Genomic DNA, 19,655 nt, shown 5'->3' with positions numbered 1-19,655 from the left:
TTAATAAAATGGGAAACTTAGTTAATGTACCTACATTCAAAGATCATTATGACAATTACATCAATGGTCAATTTACGCCACCTACAAACGGAAAATACTTTGATGTTGTAACACCACTTACTGGAAAAGTTTTTACAAAAGCTGCGCATTCTTCAGAAGAAGATTTAGCAAAAGCGGTAGATGCTGCTCACGAAGCTTTCAAAAGTTGGAGTCAAACTTCGCCAACACAACGAAGCATTATTTTGAATAAAATTGCAGATAGAATCGAAGAAAATCTACAAAATGTTGCGGCTGTAGAAACCTACGATAACGGAAAACCAGTTCGTGAAACATTGAATGCTGATATTCCTTTAGCAATCGATCATTTCAGATATTTTGCTTCGGTAATTCGTGCTGAGGAAGGTTCTATCAACGAATTAGATAAAGATACAGTTTCAATTATTATCCACGAGCCAATTGGTGTTGTTGCGCAAATTATTCCTTGGAACTTCCCAATTTTGATGGCGGTTTGGAAATTAGCTCCAGCTTTGGCTGCTGGAAACTGTGTGGTTTTAAAACCTGCTGAATCTACTCCTATCTCGATTTTATATTTATTCGAATTAATTGGAGATTTATTACCTCCAGGAGTTGTTAACATTGTAAATGGTTTTGGTGGAGAATTAGGTCGCGCATTGGTGACAAATCCTAAAGTATCGAAAGCTGCGTTTACAGGATCTACAGCTACAGGACGTTTCGTGATGCAATATGCAACAGAAAATATTATTCCAGTTACGTTAGAATTAGGTGGAAAATCGCCAAACGTATTCTTCGAATCTGTAATGGATCATGATGATGATTTCTTAGACAAAGCGATTGAAGGAGCTGTATTATTTGCTTTAAATCAAGGTGAAATTTGTACGTGTCCTTCGCGATTATTGATTCAAGAATCTATTTATGATAAGTTTATTGCGCGAGTTGTAGAACGTGTAAATATGATTAAAGCAGGAAATCCTCTTGATCCTGAAACAATGATTGGTGCGCAAGCTTCTCAAATTCAGTATGACAAAATTTTAAGTTATATTAAATTAGGAAAAGAAGAAGGTGCAGAAGTTTTAACTGGTGGTGACGCTAATCATTTACAAGGTGAATGCGAAACAGGTTATTACATCAAACCAACTTTATTTAAAGGAAATAACAAGATGCGTATCTTCCAAGAAGAGATTTTTGGACCTGTGTTAGCTGTGACAACTTTCAAAGATGAAGCAGAAGCTATTGAGCTTGCTAATGACACTATTTATGGCTTAGGAGCTGGTGTTTGGACGCGTGATGCACATCAATTGTACCAAGTTCCACGTGCTATTCAGGCTGGTCGTGTTTGGGTTAATCAATATCATAGTTATCCTGCTGGAGCGCCTTTCGGAGGTTATAAACAATCTGGTATCGGACGTGAAAACCACAAAATGATGTTAGATCATTATCGTCAAACTAAAAACATGTTAGTTTCTTACAGCAAAAAGAAATTAGGTTTCTTCTAAATCAATAATTAATTAAAAATCTCAAAAAATGAAACGTGTTGATGCAACAGAAAAAGCGATTAATTTATTGAATGAATTAAAAGCAAAACATGGCGATTTAATGCTTTATCAAGCAGGAGGTTGCTGTGAAGGAACGCAACCGCAATGTTTCAGAAAAGGAGAATTTTATCTTCGATACAAAGATGTTTGCATTGGAGAAATTGATGGAGTTGAATTTTGGATTGACAAAGATTTGTTCGAATATTGGAAACATGCTCATTTCGAATTAGATGTTATTGATGCGATTGGCGCAGGAGGTTTTTCGTTAGAAGTTCCGCTTGGCAAAACATTTAAAGTCAATTATCGAATATTCTCTCAAGAAGAACTTAATCAATTAGACGAAGTCAAAATCAATTTATAACAGAAAAGCCATTTGCATTGCAAATGGCTTTTTTATTTATGATAGAAATAATTTTATCCTAAAACTTCAATCGCTTTGTTGATACGTGCAATCGTTTCCTCTTTTCCTAAAGTTGCCATAATTACAGGAACATCTGGTCCTTGTAAAGCACCAACTAAACTAAGACGTAAAGGCATTCCGATTTTTCCAAATCCAATTTCTTGCGTTGTAACATATTCTGCCATTGCATCGTGTAAAATTTCTGAAGTAAATTCTGATGAATTTAAAACTTCTATAAATTTTCCTAAAATCTCTTTCGAATCATCTTTCCAAGCTTTTTTAGCTGCTTTCTCGTCGTAAGTAGAAGGAGCTATATAAAAGAATTGACCTTGTTCGAAAATATCTTTTACAAAGTTTGCTCTTTCTTTTAACAATTCAACCACTTTTGCATCTAAAGCTGGATTCGCTTCGATTCCGTTTTCTTTTAAAACTTCTTCGAAAGATGGCAATAATTCTTCAACAGATTTTTGTTGTAAATATTGATGATTAAACCAAGTTGCTTTCTCTGGAGAAAAACGTGCGCCCGATTTCGAAACTTTTTCTAATGAAAATGATTGAGTCAATTCTTCCATTGTAAAAATCTCTTGATCAGTTCCAGAGTTCCATCCCAATAAAGCTAACATATTCAATACTGCATCTGGGAAATAACCTTCTTGTTTGTATCCTTTTGCAATTCCCTCTTCTGTTTTCCATTCCATTGGGAAAACTGGAAATCCGTGTTTGTCTCCATCACGTTTACTTAGTTTTCCTTTTCCTTCTGGTTTCAAGATTAATGGTAAATGTGCGAAACAAGGTGCTTCCCAACCAAATGCATCATACAATAATTCATGTAAAGCCATTGATGGTAACCATTCTTCTCCACGAATTACGTGAGAAATTCCCATCAAATGATCGTCCACAATATTAGCTAAGTGATACGTTGGCATTCCATCAGATTTAAACAAAACTTTATCATCTAAAGTTGATGCATCAATCGTGATTTTTCCACGAATCATATCATTCAATAAAACTGTACGAGAATCATCAATTTTGAAACGAATCACATAAGGCGTTCCATTCTCAATTAAAGCTTTTGTTTCAGCTTCTGTCATTGACAATGAGTTTTTCAACTTTCCTCTTGTCGACCAATTATAAATAAATGTTTCTTTATTTTCGTCTGCTTTTGCACGTGCAGCGTCTAATTCTTCTGCCGTATCAAACGCATAATATGCATTTCCAGAAGCTAATAATTCGTCTACATATTGTTTGTAGATTTCTTTACGCTCTGATTGACGGTAAGAACCTAAATCTCCACCAAAACCAACACCTTCATCAGGAGTTAAGCCTAACCATTTCAACGAATCGATAATATATTGTTCAGCACCTTCCACATAACGTGTTTGGTCTGTATCCTCTATTCTTAATAAGAATTTTCCGTTATTATGTTTTGCGAAAAGATAATTGTATAACGCAGTACGGACTCCTCCGATGTGTAACGCACCTGTTGGACTTGGCGCAAATCTTACACGAACTTCTTTTGCCATTGTATCAAAATTTTTGCAAATTTAAGTCGTTCAATTCTATAATAGATATTTATTTTAAATAATATTCTATTTTTTATCTTCGTAAAACGAAAATTCAACAAAATAAAACCACATAAAAATGAAATTATATACAATAGAAACAGGAAATTTTAAATTAGATGGCGGCGCAATGTTCGGAATTGTACCAAAATCGATTTGGAATAAAACCAATCCTGCTGATGATAGAAATTTAATCGACCTTGCGATGAGATGTCTATTAATCGAAGATGGTAAACGATTAATATTGATTGATACAGGAATCGGAACTAAACAAGATGCAAAATTCTTTGGTTTTTATTATTTATGGGGCGATGCTACTTTGGATAACTCTTTAGCCAAACATGGTTTTCATCGCGATGATATTACAGATATTTTCTTGACGCATTTGCATTTTGATCATTGTGGTGGCGCAATTCAATACAACAAAGAGAAAGATTATTTAGAAGCTTCATTCAAAAACGCAAAATTTTGGTCAAATGCAAATCATTGGGATTGGGCAGTAAATCCAAATCCACGTGAAAAAGCATCTTTCCTGAAAGAAAATATTTTACCTCTACAAGAAAGTGGACAACTTAATTTGATTGATTTACCTCAAAATGGATCAATTTTAGAAAATTCTCCTCTTGGTTTTGATATTTTATTTGTGGATGGACATACCGAAAAACAAATGTTACCAATCATTACATATAAAAGCAAAAAAATAGTTTATATCGCAGATTTAATCCCAACTGTAGGGCATATTCCATTAATTTATGTAATTGGGTTTGATACACGACCTTTAATAACAGTTGAAGAAAAAGGAACGTTTTTACAAAAAGCAGTCGAAAATGAATATATTTTGTTTTTTGAACATGACCATGTCAACGAATTAGCTACGTTAAAATTAACAGAAAAAGGGGTTAGATTAGATAAAACCTATTCATTTTCAGAAGTTTTTGATTCAATTTAAAATCAATTTCATAACCGAAATGATTTCACAAATTCAGAAAAATATTTTCATACCTTTGTGTTGTCATTTAAAAAAATTATAGAAGCATGGGATGTGGATCTTGTGGAACTTCTAATGGCCTTCCGAAAGGATGTAACAATAATGGTGCTTGTGGCACTGATGGTTGTGGAAAATTATCAGTTTTTGATTGGTTATCGAATATGCAACTTCCAAATGGACAAGAAAAGTTCAATTTTGTGGAAGTTCGTTTCAAAAACGATCGAAAGTTTTATTATAAAAACGAAAACAACATATCTCTAAATATTGGCGATGTAATCGCTGTTGAAGGAACACCTGGTCATGATATTGGGGTTGTTACACTTACGGGTGAGCTTGTTAGAATCCAGATGAAAAAAAAGAATCTTTCGTGGACTGCGGAAGATGTCAAGAAGGTTTATCGCAAAGCGAACCAAAAAGATATAGAAACTTGGGTAGAGTTTCGTGATAGAGAAAAACAAACAATGGTTGATTCTCGAATTATGGCGAAAAACCTTAATTTGGAAATGAAAATTTGTGATGTTGAGTACCAAGGAGATGGAGCGAAAGTTACATTTTATTATACAGCAGAAGGACGTGTAGATTTCAGACAACTAATCAAAGAATACGCTGGGAAATTTGGCGTAAGAATTGAAATGAAACAAATCGGATATCGTCAAGAAGCAGCAAAAGTTGGTGGAATTGGATCTTGTGGACGCGAATTATGTTGTTCTACTTGGTTAACAGATTTCCGCTCTGTGAGCACTGCTGCAGCACGTTATCAACAATTGTCAATTAACTCGCAAAAGTTAGCTGGACAATGTGGTAAATTAAAATGTTGTTTAAATTTTGAATTGGATTCATATTTAGATGCATTAAATAGTTTTCCATCAATGGAAAGCCGTTTCGAGACTGAAAAAGGTTGGGCACATTGTGTTAAAATCGACGTTTTCAAGAAAGAAATGTGGTTTGCTTATGACAAAGGCGGAATTGTTTGGTACAAATTTTCGGTAGACGATATTCAAGAGTTTTTAGCAATCACTGCAAAAGGTCAAAAAACTGAACCTTTAGAGGATTTAGCTAAAAATGTAGAAGAATCGAAACCAGATTTTACAGATGTAATTGGTGAAGATTCTTTAGAACGTTTTGAACGTAAAGAAAAACAGAACAAAAAACGTAAAAGAATTAAGAATAATCAAAATTCTGGAAACGAAAAAGTTGCGGCGAATGCTAATAATCTGAAACCTCAGAAGGCAAAACAAAAACAGCCTAACGAGACGAAAGATAAAGCAAATCGTCCTGAAAATAAACAAGGAAAGAATCCAAATCAGTCTAAAAAGAATAATCAAAATAGACCGAACAAAAATTCGAATCCTAATCAGAATCAGCAACAACAAAATCAGCCAAAAGAGAAGCAACAGCCAACTCAAGCGAAAGAGCAACAAGCTCAACCAAATACTGATCAGCAAAAGCCGCAAGGAAATAATCGCAATCGCAATCAACAAAAGCGAAAACCGAATAATCCGAGCAATAATAGCCAACAAAATAATCAAACAAATCAGGCTAATCAGTCAACTCAACAACCAAAAAAACAACCTCAGCAAAATAATCAAAATGCTGAGCAAAAACCGAAAACTAAGGACGAGAATCAAGCAAATAATTCTCAACCGAATCCAAATAAATCGAAGAATCGAAATAAAAAAAGATTTAATCGTGGGCCAAAACCAGATGATACGCAACAGTAGTTTGCTTTTTATTTTAGTCTTTTTATTGTTTAGTTGCGAGGCTAAACATTATTATCAAGACACAAAAGATGTGAAAGACGAATGGAAGAATAATCAACCTCAAACCTTTACGTTTGATGTAAAAGATCCTAAACCTTCGGCTGTTAACATTGGATTTGTGTTAAGAAATAATACGTCGTATGAATATAGTAACTTATATTTGTTCACGAAATTCATCGATCCTAAAGGAAATGAAATGATTGATACTTTACAGTATTATATTGCAAATCCCGATGGAAGCTGGATTGGTAAAGGAATGACAACAAAAGAAATGATGTTGGTTTATCGCGAAAATTTACCAATAAAAGACTCTGGTCGCTATCAACTAAAAGTTTGGCAAGGTATGCGAACAAAAAATTTGAAAGGAATCGAAGACATTAGTTTGATTGTTGATAAAGCTGAATAATACAGAATGGAAAACAATAAAAATTCTAAAACAAGCACAACTTCTAAAGCAAAAAAGAAGTTCAATAGCTTTTCATTAGCCAAAAAAATAATCGTTACCATTTGGGTACTGTTTTTTTGTGCCGTATTAGGAATTTTCGGAATCTTTTGGGCTACATCTAACGGATGGTTAGGTGAAATTCCCAATGTACGCGATTTAGAAAATCCTGATATTTATGTTTCATCAGAAATTATTTCTTCTGATGGTGTTTTGTTAGATCGTTTCGAAGCAGAACGCAGAACACCAGTCGATTACAAAGATTTACCTCCACATTTAGTTGACGCATTGTTAGCAAAAGAGGACGTTCGTTTCTTTGATCACTCAGGTGTAGACATAAAAGCAGCAGCTCGTGCAATTACTTCTGGAGGAGAATCTGGAGGTGGTTCTACAATTACACAGCAGTTAGCAAAACAATTGTACACAAAAGATCCTTCTTCTAATAAAGTAAAACGTGTTTTACAGAAATTAAAAGAATGGGTAACTTCTGTTCAGTTAGAAAAATTGTACACAAAAGAAGAAATTATTGCAATGTATTTCAATAAGTTCGACTTTATTTATAATGCAAAAGGAATTGAATCTGCTTCTAAAGTTTATTTCAACAAAACAACGAAAGAATTAAATTTAGATGAAGCTGCAACATTGGTTTCGATGTTTCAAAATCCTGTTGCGTATAATCCTGTAAAATATCCTGAAGTTTCTAAAAAGCAAAGAAATCTTGTCTTAAAGCAAATGATGAAATACAACAAAATTTCTCAAGCTGAAGGAGAAGCCGCGCAAAATGCGCCTTTGGTTACAGATAAACAAGATATTATGAAACATGATGAATCACATTCAGCATATTTCAAATCTGCTTTGAGAAAGGAAATTCAACAATGGATGGTTGATTATGAGAAAGAAACAGGAAAATCTTATAACCTTGAAAAAGATGGTTTAAAAATCTATGTAACGTTAGACTCAAGAATGCAAAATTTAGCTGAAGAAGCGGTTAAAAAACAATTAAAAGTTTTACAAGATCAATTCTTTGGAGAGCAACGTGGACGTAGTTTAGCACCATTTTATAATATTTCTGCTGCAAAAAGAACACAAATCTTTAAGCAAGCAATGGCTCGTACAGATTTATACAAAAAGATGAAAGCCGAAGGAAAATCTGAAGCTGAAATTGAAACTGTTTTCAATACACCTCGCGACTCTGTTCAGTTCTTTACATGGAACGGAATTCAGTACAAAAAAGGGAAAACATTGATGGATTCAATCGAATATCACAAACATATTTTACAAGCTGGTTTGATGTCAATGGATCCAAAAGATGGAACAATCAAAGCTTGGGTTGGAGGAATCGATTGGAATTATTTCAAATTTGACCACGTAAAACAAGCACGTCGTCAAGTAGGTTCTACGTTCAAACCGTTTGTTTATGCAACAGCTATTAACCAATTAGGATTAACACCTTGTCATACCGTTTCTAATGAGAGAATACCAGGAAAATGGTCTCCTCGAAATGCTAACGGTAAATATGGTGGATCTCAAGATTTAAGAACTGCATTAGCTTATTCAACAAATATTGTCGCTGCCCGTTTGATTATGCAAACAGGTGAAGAACCTGTAATTCAAATGGCTCGGGACCTTGGAGTTGAATCTCCTATCGTAAAAGATCCTACAATTGCATTAGGTTCTGCTGACTTATCTTTATATGAAATGGTTGGTGCGATGAGTGCTTTTGCTAATGGTGGTATTTACATTAAACCCCAATTAATCTTAAGAATAGAAGATAAACAAGGAAAAGTTATCAAAGATTATACACCTCAAACACGAGAAGTTGTTAATGAAAACGTAGCGTACACTATGATTGATTTGATGAAAGGTGTTATAGACAGAGGTTCTGGTGCGAGATTAAGAAATCGCTACGGAATGACTGCCGAAATTGCTGGTAAAACAGGTACAACAAACGAAAACTCTGATGGTTGGTTTATGGGATTAACACCAAATTTAGTTACTGGAGTTTGGGTTGGTGCAGAAGACCGATTTGCTCACTTTGCGAGTACAGCCACAGGGCAAGGAGCCAATACAGCTATGCCAATTTGGGCTTATTATATGCAAGGCGTTTACAAAGAAGGAGGTAAATTTGGGGTAACAGTTGGAGATAAATTTGACAAACCTAAAGACATTGAAAAACATTGGGATTGTTCGAATACATACGGATTCCATCAATATGATGAAATGTATGATCCAGGTCCAATTATCGAAGGAAGTGGTAGTGAAAGCGTAGGCGAAAACTATGAAATTCCTGATGAAGAAGGTCAATAATTAAATTGATATAAACAAAATAGCCACTCAAAATTGAGTGGCTATTTTTATTAGTTATAATTCCTCTTTTTCGTCTTCGTTATCAAACTGATTGTTGTACGCTTCACGCTCTTGTGCCAATTTCTTTTCGCGTTGTTTTTTCTTATAGTCTCGAATCGTCATATAGGTTAACAACACAACAAGCGCTGCAACTAAAAAATAATTAACATACGTAAATAAGTTCGTAATTGTATCAGTTACCACCTCATCTGGCGTTACAACAGCGTTTTCTTCCATAGGAAATATTTTTTATTGATAGAATTCTTTCGGATATTCTACCATTCCATTCACATTTTTTAGAGCTTCTTCAATCAACTCAATTGCCATGCAGTTCTCATCTGGAACATCAAAAGGTAACTGAATATCAAAATCAGATGCTTTTCTGTAACCAAATTTAGGATAATAAGTTGGATGACCTAATAAAATAACAGATTCAAAACCTAATTCTTTCGCTTTATTATGAGCAAATGCTATTAAATGACCACCAATTCCATTTCCTTGATAATTAGGTAAAACCGCTACAGGAGCAAGTGCTAAAGAATCGTAAGAAGAATCCGAATGATTAATTTTAATTTTTGTCAATAAAATATAACCAACAATCATCTCATTCATTTCAAATACCAAAGACAATTCAGGTACAAAACCATCAGAATCTCGTAATCGCTCTACTAAAAATTGTTCACGATGATCACTATATTCTTCATTTTCAAATGCCTTTTCAATCAATTTAAAAACTTGTTCATAATCTCTCTTCTCCTCTTTTCTAATATTCATTCCATCATAAATTAATTAACCTTATAAAATTAGAAAAAGGTTTTAACAAAACAAACAACAAATCGTATCTTTGTCGTTTATAGTTTTTAAGCAAATGAGTCAACCAAAAAGATATACAATTACAGCGGCTTTACCTTATGCTAACGGACCATTGCATATTGGTCACATGGCAGGTGTTTACGTTCCTTCTGATATTTATGCACGTTTTTTACGAAGAAAAGGAAAAGATGTAGCATTTATTGGAGGTTCTGATGAACATGGTATTCCAATTACAATTCGTGCCAAAAAAGAAGGCGTTACACCTCAAGACATTGTTGATCGTTACCACGAAAATATCAAAAATACATTGACAAATTTTGGTGTGACATTCGATATTTATTCTCGTACAACATCAGATAAACACAGAGAAGTTGCACAAGATTTCTTCAAAACGTTATATAACAACAACAAGTTTACAGAAGATGTTACGGAACAATTTTATGACGAAGATGCGCACGAATTTTTAGCAGATCGATACATTCGTGGTGAATGTCCGAAATGTGGAAACACAGATGCTTATGGAGATCAATGTGAAAAATGTGGATCAACATTAAGTCCAGAAGAATTGATTAACCCTCGTTCTGCTTTATCTGGAAATACACCAATCAGAAAAGAAACTAAAAACTGGTATTTGCCATTAGATCAGTACCAAGATTTCTTATCAAAATGGATTTTAGAAGGTCACAAAAATGATTGGAAATCGAGTGTTTATGGTCAAGTAAAATCTTGGTTAGACGATGGTTTGAAACCTCGTGCAATGACACGCGATTTGAACTGGGGAATTCCTGTTCCAGTAGAAGGTGCTGAAGGAAAAGTAATGTATGTTTGGTTCGATGCACCGATTGGTTACATTTCTTTCACGCAAGAATGGGCAGAGAAAAACGGTAAAAATTGGAAAGATTATTGGCAAAATGAAGAAACAAAATTGGTTCATTTCATCGGAAAGGACAATATCGTTTTCCACTGTATCATTTTCCCAACTATGATGAAAGCGCATGGCGATTACATTATGCCAGACAATGTTCCTGCAAACGAATTCTTGAATTTAGAAGATGATAAAATATCAACTTCTCGTAATTGGGCAGTTTGGGCACACGAATATTTAGAAGATTTTCCAAATCAACAAGATACATTACGTTATGTGTTAACGGCGAATATGCCTGAAAATAAAGACAATAACTTTACGTGGAAAGATTTCCAAACTAAAAATAATTCTGAATTAGTTGGAATTTTAGGAAACTTTATCAACCGCGTAATGGTTCTTTCTCACAAATATTACGAAGGAATTGTTCCTGCAAAAACAATTGAATTTGAAGAATTAACTGAAATCAAATATTTTGCAAAACGCATTGGTGATCATTTAGAGAAATATGAATTCCGTGCTGCATTGACAGAATATATGAATTTGGCTCGTCTTGGAAATCAATTTTTACAAGCGCAAGAACCTTGGAAAAAAGGTGATGATCCTGAAGCTGTGAAAGGAATTATGTACACTGCAACGCAAATTGCTGCTGCATTAGGACAATTGGGAGAACCATTTATTCCATTCGCTTCTGAGAAAATTTTGGCTATGATGAATGTAGAAAAAATGAGTTGGGACGATTTAGAATCAACTGACGAATTTGTAAAAGCTGGACATCAATTGGGACAGTCTGAATTAATTTTTGCAAAAATTGAGGACGAAGCAATCGAAGCACAAATCAATAAATTAAACGAAAGTAAAGTCAAAAATAATATGACAAATCCAAATGCAGAACCTCAAAAAGAATTGATTTCTTTTGATGATTTCCAAAAAATGGATATCCGTATCGGAACTATTTTAGAAGCGAAAAAAGTTGAAAAAGCAGACAAATTATTCGAACTAAAAGTTGATACAGGAATGGATGTTCGTACAATTGTTTCTGGTATTGCAGAACATTTTACATTAGAAGAAATCATTGGTAAACAAGCAATGGTTTTAGCAAATTTAGCGCCTCGTAAAATTCGTGGAATCGAATCGAACGGAATGTTATTATTCGCTGATAAAGTAGACGGAAAATTAACATTTGTAAATCCTGAAGAAGAAACGCCAAACGGCGTTCAAGTTGGATAGACTTAGATTTTAGATATAAGTATTGAGATATTAGAAAGCCACTTCATCGAAGTGGCTTTTATTTTTATTTTAGTTTAAATTCAGTTGCAATAACATATTGATGATTTAAATCGTTAATTGCCATTACGATATTTAGTTTTTCTTAATTATTTTATTAGATTGTAAAAAAGACTTTATATCATTTAAAACGTCTTTCGGTCTTTCATCTTTTACTCCATGCCATGTTTTTTCATAAACTTTGTGCGTAATATAAGCTTTATGTTCATTGGTTAGTTTTTCATTTTCAGCTTTAAAATCAAACCAATCTTGATCATTTATCGGATCAAAAATTAACATAGGTTTATCTAAATTTCTGTAAATAATTTTAGGATTTAATTGATGTGTTGAAGCTCCAAAAGCTGTTTTTGAAGTAAAAGGAGTATAAATAATTGAAATGTTTTCTTCAGCAGAATTTTCTCCTGTAAGCTCTTCAGCACCTGGATTTATTTCAAATTTGTTTTGATTATTCTTTTTAATTCTTGCATACAAAATGAAAATTTCTTTTTTAAGTTTTTCATCTTGTTTTCCTCTTACTCCCCAATTATTATAAATGTACCAATAAGCGTCAAATTCTGAATCGAAAATCAATGATTTTTTATTTGCATAATACTGATTTGCCTCTTCAATACTCTTGACAATATTAGCCACTTTTTCATTAAAATCCCAAGCAACTGAGCCACCATCTTCTAAAATCAATGCTTGTACAGATTTTGGATATGCATCATAAAATGCAGAACTTATTGTACCTCCTCTCGACCAACCACCAATAATAGCTTGTTTAATACTCTTTTTATCCATCAAGAATTTTATATCATCAACAACATGATAGATACTTACATCTTTTTTAGGAATCTCAGTAAAACCATGTCCATAATAATCTATTGCAATGACATGCAAATTCATTTTGACAAGATTATCAATAATTTCATAAAGTTCATAACTATTACTATAAGTTCCATGAATCCAAATAAGAGTAGGATTTTTAGGATTTCCCCACTCTAAATAATGCATTTTCACATTATCTGTCTGAATATAATGACCATATTGTTTTTCATATTTATCAAAATCAATTCTAAACTCATCATATAATTTTGATTGATTGATAGAATCCTGATTAATTGTTTTATTAGATTGTCCATATAACGAAAAAGTCATTAAAACGGTTACCAAAAACAAAAAATAACACTTATTTAAGTTTCTTTTTTTAGTGGATTTGACTTTCATATAATATTAAGAAAATACTTGATATAATGATCTTCTAAGGATGTTCTGGAAAAGTAAACGAATCTCCTGTATTTGGTTTATTTTTTCGTTGAGTTGGATTATCTTCTTTTGTTATTTGATGCTCATTCAGTTCATGTGCTGCGGTAAACGAAGTAACCATTGTATTCAGCATTTCCGAAGCGGCAGTTGGTGAATTTGGCAACAAAACTAATTTGCTTCCAGATTTTTCTCCAATCGCTTGCAATGTATCATAATGTTGCGTCACCACAATTAGCGCAGAAGCTTCTTGCGACGTAATTCCTGCTCCATTCAAAACATCTACAGATTCCAATAAACCTTTTGCAATTTCGCGACGTTGATCTGCAATACCTTGTCCTTGCAAACGCTTCGATTCTGCTTCGGCTCTTGCTTTTTCTACAATCAAAATACGTGCAGCATCACCTTCATATTGCGCTGCTAATTTCTCACGTTCTGCAGCATTAATACGATTCATCGCATGTTTTACTTGTTCATCTGGATCGATATCGGTTACCAAAGTTTTAACAATTTCATATCCATATGAATTCATTGCTTCCTGCAATTCACTTTTTACAGCAACTGCAATGTCATCTTTCTTCTCGAAAACATCATCCAAACGAAGTTTTGGAACCTCCGCTCGAACAACGTCAAAAACAAAAGAAGTTATTTGCGTATACGGATTATCTAATTTGTAAAATGCATCATAAACTTGTGTTTTGATGACTTGATATTGAACAGAAACTTTCAATCGAACAAATACATCATCTTTTGTTTTAGTTTCGACAACAACGTCTAATTGCTGAATTTTTAATGACATTTTTCCTGCAACTCTATCCACAATCGGAATTTTGAATTGTAATCCTGGATTACGAATGCTATTAAATTTTCCGAAACGCTCGATTACAACCGCCGTTTGTTGTTTTACTGTAAAGACGAATAAAAAAAGGAAAATAATTCCAAGAAAAACGATCACGCCTAAATATCCCATAAGTTTTAGTGTTTTGAATTTGTTGGATTAAGATACAAAAAAATTAGGAATGTTAAGTTATAACATTCCTAATTCGAATTTTGCTTCTTCGCTCATCATATCTCTATCCCAAGGTGGATCGAACGTAATTTCTACGTAACATTTCGTTACATATTCTATCTCTTCTACGCGCTGTTCTACCTCTAATGGTAAACTTTCTGCAACTGGACAGTTTGGAGATGTAAGAGTCATGGTAACTTTTACTTCACCATCTGCATTTACTTGCGCATCATAAACTAATCCTAACTCGTATATATCTACTGGAATCTCCGGATCAAAAACGGTCTTGAATTTTTCAACCAATTTTTCTCCAATCGAATCTAATTGTTCTTCTGTTAATGCCATTATTTCAATTCTTAATGGTACAAATGTACAAATACTTTATCTTACGTGGAATTTTTCTAAATAACTATTTTTAATGACTTAAAATAAAATAGTTATAATAGAAGAAAATCGCTTCTTTGGAGAACCCAAAAAAGCGATTTACAAACACGAAGAACTTTTTTATAAGAAAAGTTTAATCATTCATTATATAGATTTTTATTTTAATCCTGTCCAAGCTGCCCATGTTGGGATATCTGCTCCGTTACCAGCTCCTGTAGCATTCGGATTAGTTGTATATGCTTTAGAAACATCTACAGCTTCTTTTTTACTATTTGTTCCTTTACTTTCTTTATCTACATTGATAAAACGAACATTTGTCAATTTTCCTCCTTGATTAAACCAGTTAACAGAACGATCTGTTTCAATATCTAAACCTGTAACAAAATTTGCAATAACTAAGTTGTCAATATTCCCATTAGTACCTGCTCTTAATTTTGCACCTTGAGATTCTGGCCCTTCTTTAGTTCCTACAACCGTTACATTTTTAAGTGTTGGGTTAGAAATTGGTGTTGCATCAGGATTTGTATCTTGATTATCCGCTTCTATACCTCTATTCCCCATTTCTCCACCGATTGCTGCAGGTCTTCTTTTTGCGTACCAATTTGTACCCGTACCCGACCAACCTTCTGTCCAGTCAAAAGAATCGTCTCCAACACCGTTTACAATTATGTTACTTGCATTTACAGTTCCTCCGAAGAATTCAATTCCATCATCACCTCCATTTTCAATGTAGATGTTATCGATTTTTGTTCCGTTACCAACACCAAATAATGAAAGTCCATTAAATTCTTTTTGATCATTATATCTTGCTCCTGAATCTTTAATAATTACATAAGTTAACGATCCTGAGTTATCTGCACTCTCTTTACCTCCATAAATTTTATCTCCTAATTCTGAAGTTGATTCACCTGAAGCACTACGATTAGATGGAGCTTTTCCTAAGATAACAATTCCTCCCCATTCTCCTGGTGTATGATTAACTCCTTGAAAAACAATAGGACTTGCAGATGTTCCATTTGCATATATTTTACCTCCTCTATCTACAATAATGTAAGAAGCAGTACCTCCTTTTGTAATAAACTTAGTTCCAGCAGGAATCGTTAATGTTGCTCCATTTTCAACCGTTACTTTACCTGTTAGGTTATATGTTTTCGAAGGATCTAATGTTAAAGACTTTCCTGTTTTTATTGTACCTTCAAATTTTTCAGGTGTTAAAGGGTTTTTATCATCAATTACTTCACCACTATCATCATTGTTGCTACATGAAATTACCATTGCAGTAGAAGATAAAATTGTTGCACAAAAAAGTGCTTTAAAGATTAATTTTTTCATTTGTATTGTTTTTGTTTGTAATTTTTATATTCTATTGTTGATTTTTAAAGTGTGTGAGAAAATCCTAATCCAACTTGGATTCCTCTGTTATAATTTTCGAGAATGTAGTTTGTTCCTCTATTATTTTGTTCGATCGTGAAATTTGGATTTAATAAATTCTTTCCAAATACTGATAAAGTCGTTTTTTCTGATAAATTGAAACGTATATTAGCATCTAGCAAATTGATTGCTTTCAGCATTTGAGAACCTCTTTCTTGAGAACCAATTGCATATACGTTTTTACCTACATAACCATAAACAAGCATTGCGTCTAATTTCTTTTTACCTCCTAAAGAAGTAGAATAACCAAGACTTGCATTTCCTGAAAAGCGAGCTGCTCCAACCATTTCTTGGTCTGTCTTAGTGAAATTGGTTGCAATTCCTGTTTCATTTTTAACTTTCTCAAAATCTAATTTTTGGTTAGAATTTAATATAGCTGCGTTTAGGATTGTGTATAATTTTGACGTTGTAGAAAACTCAACAATATTTTTTCTCGCCTCTATTTCTGCACCATAAACATATCCGTTATCTCCAGTGTTAATGTATGTTAAATCATTTGCAGATGCTGAAGAAACGTTAACCCTTGAAATTGGATTTTTGATATATTTTCCAAAAGCAGTAATCGATAAGACTTCGTCTCTTTTTGGAAAAAATTCCCATTTTAGTTCTGCATTATAATTATCTGATGGATAAATCTTTGGTTGTCCGTATGTTGTATTCGTTACATCATCATAAGCAAAAGGTGCCATTTCTTTGATTTGTGGCAATGTATAAGTTTTAGATGCTGAAAAACGTAGATTTTGATTATCCGTTAAACTATATTTTAAATTCAATGCTGGTAAAATTTTGTTGTAATTCTTGTCAACTTTACCAGTCATCTCTCCAATATTTGTATTCCAGTCAACCATCAAATTGACATTATCATTTCTCAATCCAATTTGAACTAAGAATTTATCACTCAATTCATATTCTATGTTAGCAAAACCAGAGTAAATTTTTTGTTCTGCAGTATAACTTAATGGATCTAATAAATTTGGCAAATCTGAAGTTCCTGTTCCTCTAAGAGTGGATAAGGTAAACATCCCATTGTTAAAATTATTTTGATTAAAAAATGCATCTAAGTTATTTGGGTCTACAATTTGACCATTTTTTGTACCAATACTAATTTGGACTGCACCAAAATCACGCTTTTTATAAAGACCATACCCTCCAACGGTTAATTTTAGTCGATCCCATTTTTTCGTAATATCGGCTCTACCTTGAAAATCGTTTCCAGAAAATTCATCGTAATAACGGTGATTATCTCCTGGTGAATTACTAATTAGTATGTATTGATTAATCTTTTCATCTAACATCATCGTGTTTTGCATACGATTTGGACGTTCACTGTTGATATGATTAAAGGCTCCACCCCAATTCAATGTTAAGTTATTTCCAAATTGATGCTCACCAAAAAGTTGATTTGCAAAAACTGTTGTGACTTTATTATCTGCACGATGTACAAGACCTTGTCCATTTTCAGCAGTATCTCTCAAAAACCCTCTTAAGATTCGAAAATCTTGTTCTGATGCATGAATAGTATTTGAAGTTAACGTAATTTTATTGTTCGAATTGATTCTATAAATAAAATTTAATAAACCGTTTGTATTAGTTGTATAAGAAGAACGATCAACATTCAATTGCTTTAAATAATCTCCTGCAGCTGAAACGTTATTTTCCTGTCCTTCTCTGTATGCATAATGATTATCAAATCCTATATATCCATAGATAGAAAGTTTACCTTCTCTTCCAATATTTACATTTCCACCAGCCTCTAAATCAATTCCTGTGTTGAATGGATTTTTGGCATTTTTATAATCCCAATTTGTTTTAAAAGCATATTGCTTTACAGGATTGGTACTTGTTGGTAACTCTATTTTTTTGAATCCAAAAAAATTTGGACCATCTTGTTGTTTAAATTTATTATTATCTATTGTCTGTAAATTGACAGAAGAACCTACACCTATTTTTACATAAGCTTTTCCTGTATATTCTTTGGAAACGATGTCGATATTTGCTCCTGTAAAATCACCAATCATACGAGGATAAAATGATTTTTCAAGTGAAATATAATCGACCATATTTGTTTTGAAAATACCTAAATTAATATTCTTATTTTCAGGATCATCTGATGGAATGATAAAACCATTTAACGTAGTCGAATTGAAACGATCTCCTAATCCTCGGACGAAAATAATTCCCGTTCCTTCTTGTTTTATCGTTCCAGAAGCTTTAGTAATAGCAGTTGCAACATCCCCAATACCTTGTTTTTCTAATTGAGCTGCTCCAACTCGCTCTACAATTTCTGTAGATTTCTTCTGCATATTCAACAAGTTAGACTCAGCTGATTTACTTCTTACTCCAGTCACTACAGCTGTCGACAAATCAATTTTTCCATCTTTAAAATCTTCCGGTTGCAAATACATGTTAAGATTCGTCTCCTCTGTTAAAGTTTTCGTAATGGTTTGATAACCGTCAACTTTTACATCGATTTGATAAACATCATCCGGAATAGAAATTTCATAGTACCCTTTCTCGTTTGTTTTTGCTTGAATATTTAATCCTTCAACGACAAACGTTTTTTCTGAAAGTGGTTGATTTGTTTTTTGATCAAATAAAGTTCCTTCTAATTTAATATTAGTTTGCGCAAATAATGCTGCAGAACCTAATAATAAAAGTAAAGTTAAATTGCGTTTCATTGCGATTGTATAATTCGTGTTTGTTTGATGGCAAAGTTGCGGCAATCCAATGAAAAACATTTTTAAAAATTGTAAAGGTTTTGTTAGGTAAATGTTATGAAATTATCGTAACTTTAAATGAATGTTAAGAAATGTTTTTACCTAATTTCTCCTAAAATTTAAGCTTAATTTTACATCGACTAATTTTATTTAGTTATTACAAACAATTATGAAGAACATTAAAATTTTATTAGTTGACGACGAACCAGATATCTTAGAATTTATTGGTTACAACTTAAAAAAAGAAGGTTTTGAAGTAGAAACAGCTCAAAACGGACTAGAAGGTTTGAAACAAGCTAAAATTTTTCGTCCAGATTTAATTCTACTAGATGTTATGATGCCGCAAATGGATGGAATGGAAATGTGTGCCGAATTAAGAAAGTTAGATTCTTTCAAGGATACTTTAGTTGTTTTTCTTTCTGCTCGAGCTGAAGACTTTTCTCAATTAGCTGGCTATGATGCTGGTGCAAATGATTACATCTTAAAGCCTATCAAACCAAAAGTTTTAATTAGTAAACTAAATGCTTTATTGAAATTAAAACAACCTAACGAAGCGGCAAAAGACGAATTCATCAAATTGAATAATTTCGAGATTAACCGCGAAACCTATAAAGTAAATTACCAAGGACAAGACTTTTTGTTACCTCGAAAAGAATTTGAATTGATTGCTTTATTAGCTTCAAATCCAGAACGTGTTTTCAAACGTGAAGAAATTTTGGAGAAAGTTTGGGGAAATGAAGTTGTAGTTGGCGGACGTACAATTGACGTACATATGCGCAAATTACGCGAAAAATTTGGGAACGATCGTTTCTCTACAATCAAAGGAATTGGATACAAAATAAATGACTAAAAGCTCGTA

Annotated in this window: 16 protein-coding genes; 8 read left to right on the top strand and 8 right to left on the bottom strand. The window is 33.1% G+C overall.

The features are described 5' to 3' along the window. The first annotated feature begins 8 nt into the window (after positions 1-8). Positions 9-1,514, top strand: coding sequence for an aldehyde dehydrogenase family protein (locus B3I31_RS10490; protein WP_221854736.1), 1,506 nt, complete (start codon positions 9-11; stop codon positions 1,512-1,514). 28 nt (positions 1,515-1,542) lie between these two features. Further along, complete coding sequence (locus B3I31_RS10485; protein WP_180905490.1) at positions 1,543-1,914, top strand: DUF779 domain-containing protein; 372 nt, start codon at positions 1,543-1,545, stop codon at positions 1,912-1,914. A gap of 53 nt (positions 1,915-1,967) precedes the next feature. Here the strand turns inward: B3I31_RS10485 and gltX are convergent, their stop codons facing one another. Continuing rightward, positions 1,968-3,476, bottom strand: a complete 1,509-nt coding sequence (gltX, locus tag B3I31_RS10480; protein WP_115002239.1) for a glutamate--tRNA ligase — start codon at positions 3,474-3,476, stop codon at positions 1,968-1,970. A gap of 118 nt (positions 3,477-3,594) precedes the next feature. Here gltX and B3I31_RS10475 point away from each other — a divergent pair, with 118 nt between their 5' ends. The 4 genes from B3I31_RS10475 to B3I31_RS10460 all read left to right on the top strand — a co-directional run bounded on the left by B3I31_RS10475 (position 3,595) and on the right by B3I31_RS10460 (position 9,012). After that, positions 3,595-4,464, top strand: coding sequence for an MBL fold metallo-hydrolase (locus B3I31_RS10475; RefSeq protein WP_115002237.1), 870 nt, complete (start codon positions 3,595-3,597; stop codon positions 4,462-4,464). A gap of 86 nt (positions 4,465-4,550) precedes the next feature. Further along, positions 4,551-6,224, top strand: coding sequence for a PSP1 domain-containing protein (locus B3I31_RS10470; RefSeq protein ID WP_221854738.1), 1,674 nt, complete (start codon positions 4,551-4,553; stop codon positions 6,222-6,224). Beyond that, positions 6,208-6,669 (top strand): gliding motility lipoprotein GldH, encoded by a 462-nt coding sequence (locus tag B3I31_RS10465; protein WP_221854739.1) that lies wholly within the window; start codon positions 6,208-6,210, stop codon positions 6,667-6,669. Before B3I31_RS10470 ends, B3I31_RS10465 begins: the two co-directional genes overlap by 17 nt. A 6-nt stretch (positions 6,670-6,675) precedes the next feature. Continuing rightward, entirely contained in the window at positions 6,676-9,012 is a 2,337-nt protein-coding gene (locus tag B3I31_RS10460) for a transglycosylase domain-containing protein (protein WP_291046733.1), read from the top strand. Positions 9,013-9,066: 54 nt separating this feature from the next. Here the strand turns inward: B3I31_RS10460 and B3I31_RS10455 are convergent, their stop codons facing one another. Next, positions 9,067-9,288, bottom strand: coding sequence for a hypothetical protein (locus tag B3I31_RS10455; protein WP_291046735.1), 222 nt, complete (start codon positions 9,286-9,288; stop codon positions 9,067-9,069). A 12-nt stretch (positions 9,289-9,300) separates the two neighbouring features. Then, entirely contained in the window at positions 9,301-9,825 is a 525-nt protein-coding gene (locus tag B3I31_RS10450) for a GNAT family N-acetyltransferase (RefSeq protein WP_291046737.1), read from the bottom strand. 94 nt (positions 9,826-9,919) lie between these two features. Here B3I31_RS10450 and metG point away from each other — a divergent pair, with 94 nt between their 5' ends. Continuing rightward, a complete protein-coding gene (metG, locus tag B3I31_RS10445) occupies positions 9,920-11,956 on the top strand; it encodes a methionine--tRNA ligase (protein WP_286495032.1) in 2,037 nt (678 codons plus the stop codon). 132 nt (positions 11,957-12,088) lie between these two features. Here the strand turns inward: metG and B3I31_RS10440 are convergent, their stop codons facing one another. From B3I31_RS10440 to B3I31_RS10420, 5 genes are all read right to left on the bottom strand, one after another. After that, positions 12,089-13,150: an alpha/beta fold hydrolase gene (locus B3I31_RS10440; RefSeq protein WP_286495033.1), complete on the bottom strand. Its 1,062-nt coding sequence runs from the start codon at positions 13,148-13,150 to the stop codon at positions 12,089-12,091. Positions 13,151-13,253: 103 nt separating this feature from the next. After that, a complete protein-coding gene (locus B3I31_RS10435; RefSeq protein ID WP_291046741.1) occupies positions 13,254-14,225 on the bottom strand; it encodes an SPFH domain-containing protein in 972 nt (323 codons plus the stop codon). A 57-nt stretch (positions 14,226-14,282) separates the two neighbouring features. Then, positions 14,283-14,609 (bottom strand): iron-sulfur cluster assembly protein, encoded by a 327-nt coding sequence (locus B3I31_RS10430; protein WP_291046743.1) that lies wholly within the window; start codon positions 14,607-14,609, stop codon positions 14,283-14,285. 195 nt (positions 14,610-14,804) lie between these two features. After that, positions 14,805-15,980: a hypothetical protein gene (locus B3I31_RS10425; protein ID WP_291059184.1), complete on the bottom strand. Its 1,176-nt coding sequence runs from the start codon at positions 15,978-15,980 to the stop codon at positions 14,805-14,807. 44 nt (positions 15,981-16,024) lie between these two features. Continuing rightward, a complete protein-coding gene (locus B3I31_RS10420; protein ID WP_291059182.1) occupies positions 16,025-18,817 on the bottom strand; it encodes a TonB-dependent receptor domain-containing protein in 2,793 nt (930 codons plus the stop codon). A 148-nt stretch (positions 18,818-18,965) separates the two neighbouring features. Between B3I31_RS10420 and B3I31_RS10415 the strand changes: the two genes are divergently transcribed. Then, positions 18,966-19,646 carry a response regulator transcription factor gene (locus B3I31_RS10415; RefSeq protein WP_291046748.1) on the top strand — a complete coding sequence of 227 codons (681 nt, stop codon included), beginning with the start codon at positions 18,966-18,968 and terminating at the stop codon, positions 19,644-19,646. Positions 19,647-19,655: the final 9 nt, after the last annotated feature.

It is taken from the genome of Empedobacter sp. UBA3475, from assembly GCF_002378465.1.
GTDB lineage: Bacteria > Bacteroidota > Bacteroidia > Flavobacteriales > Weeksellaceae > Empedobacter > Empedobacter falsenii_B.
This window is presented reverse-complemented; position numbering and strand designations above follow the sequence as displayed.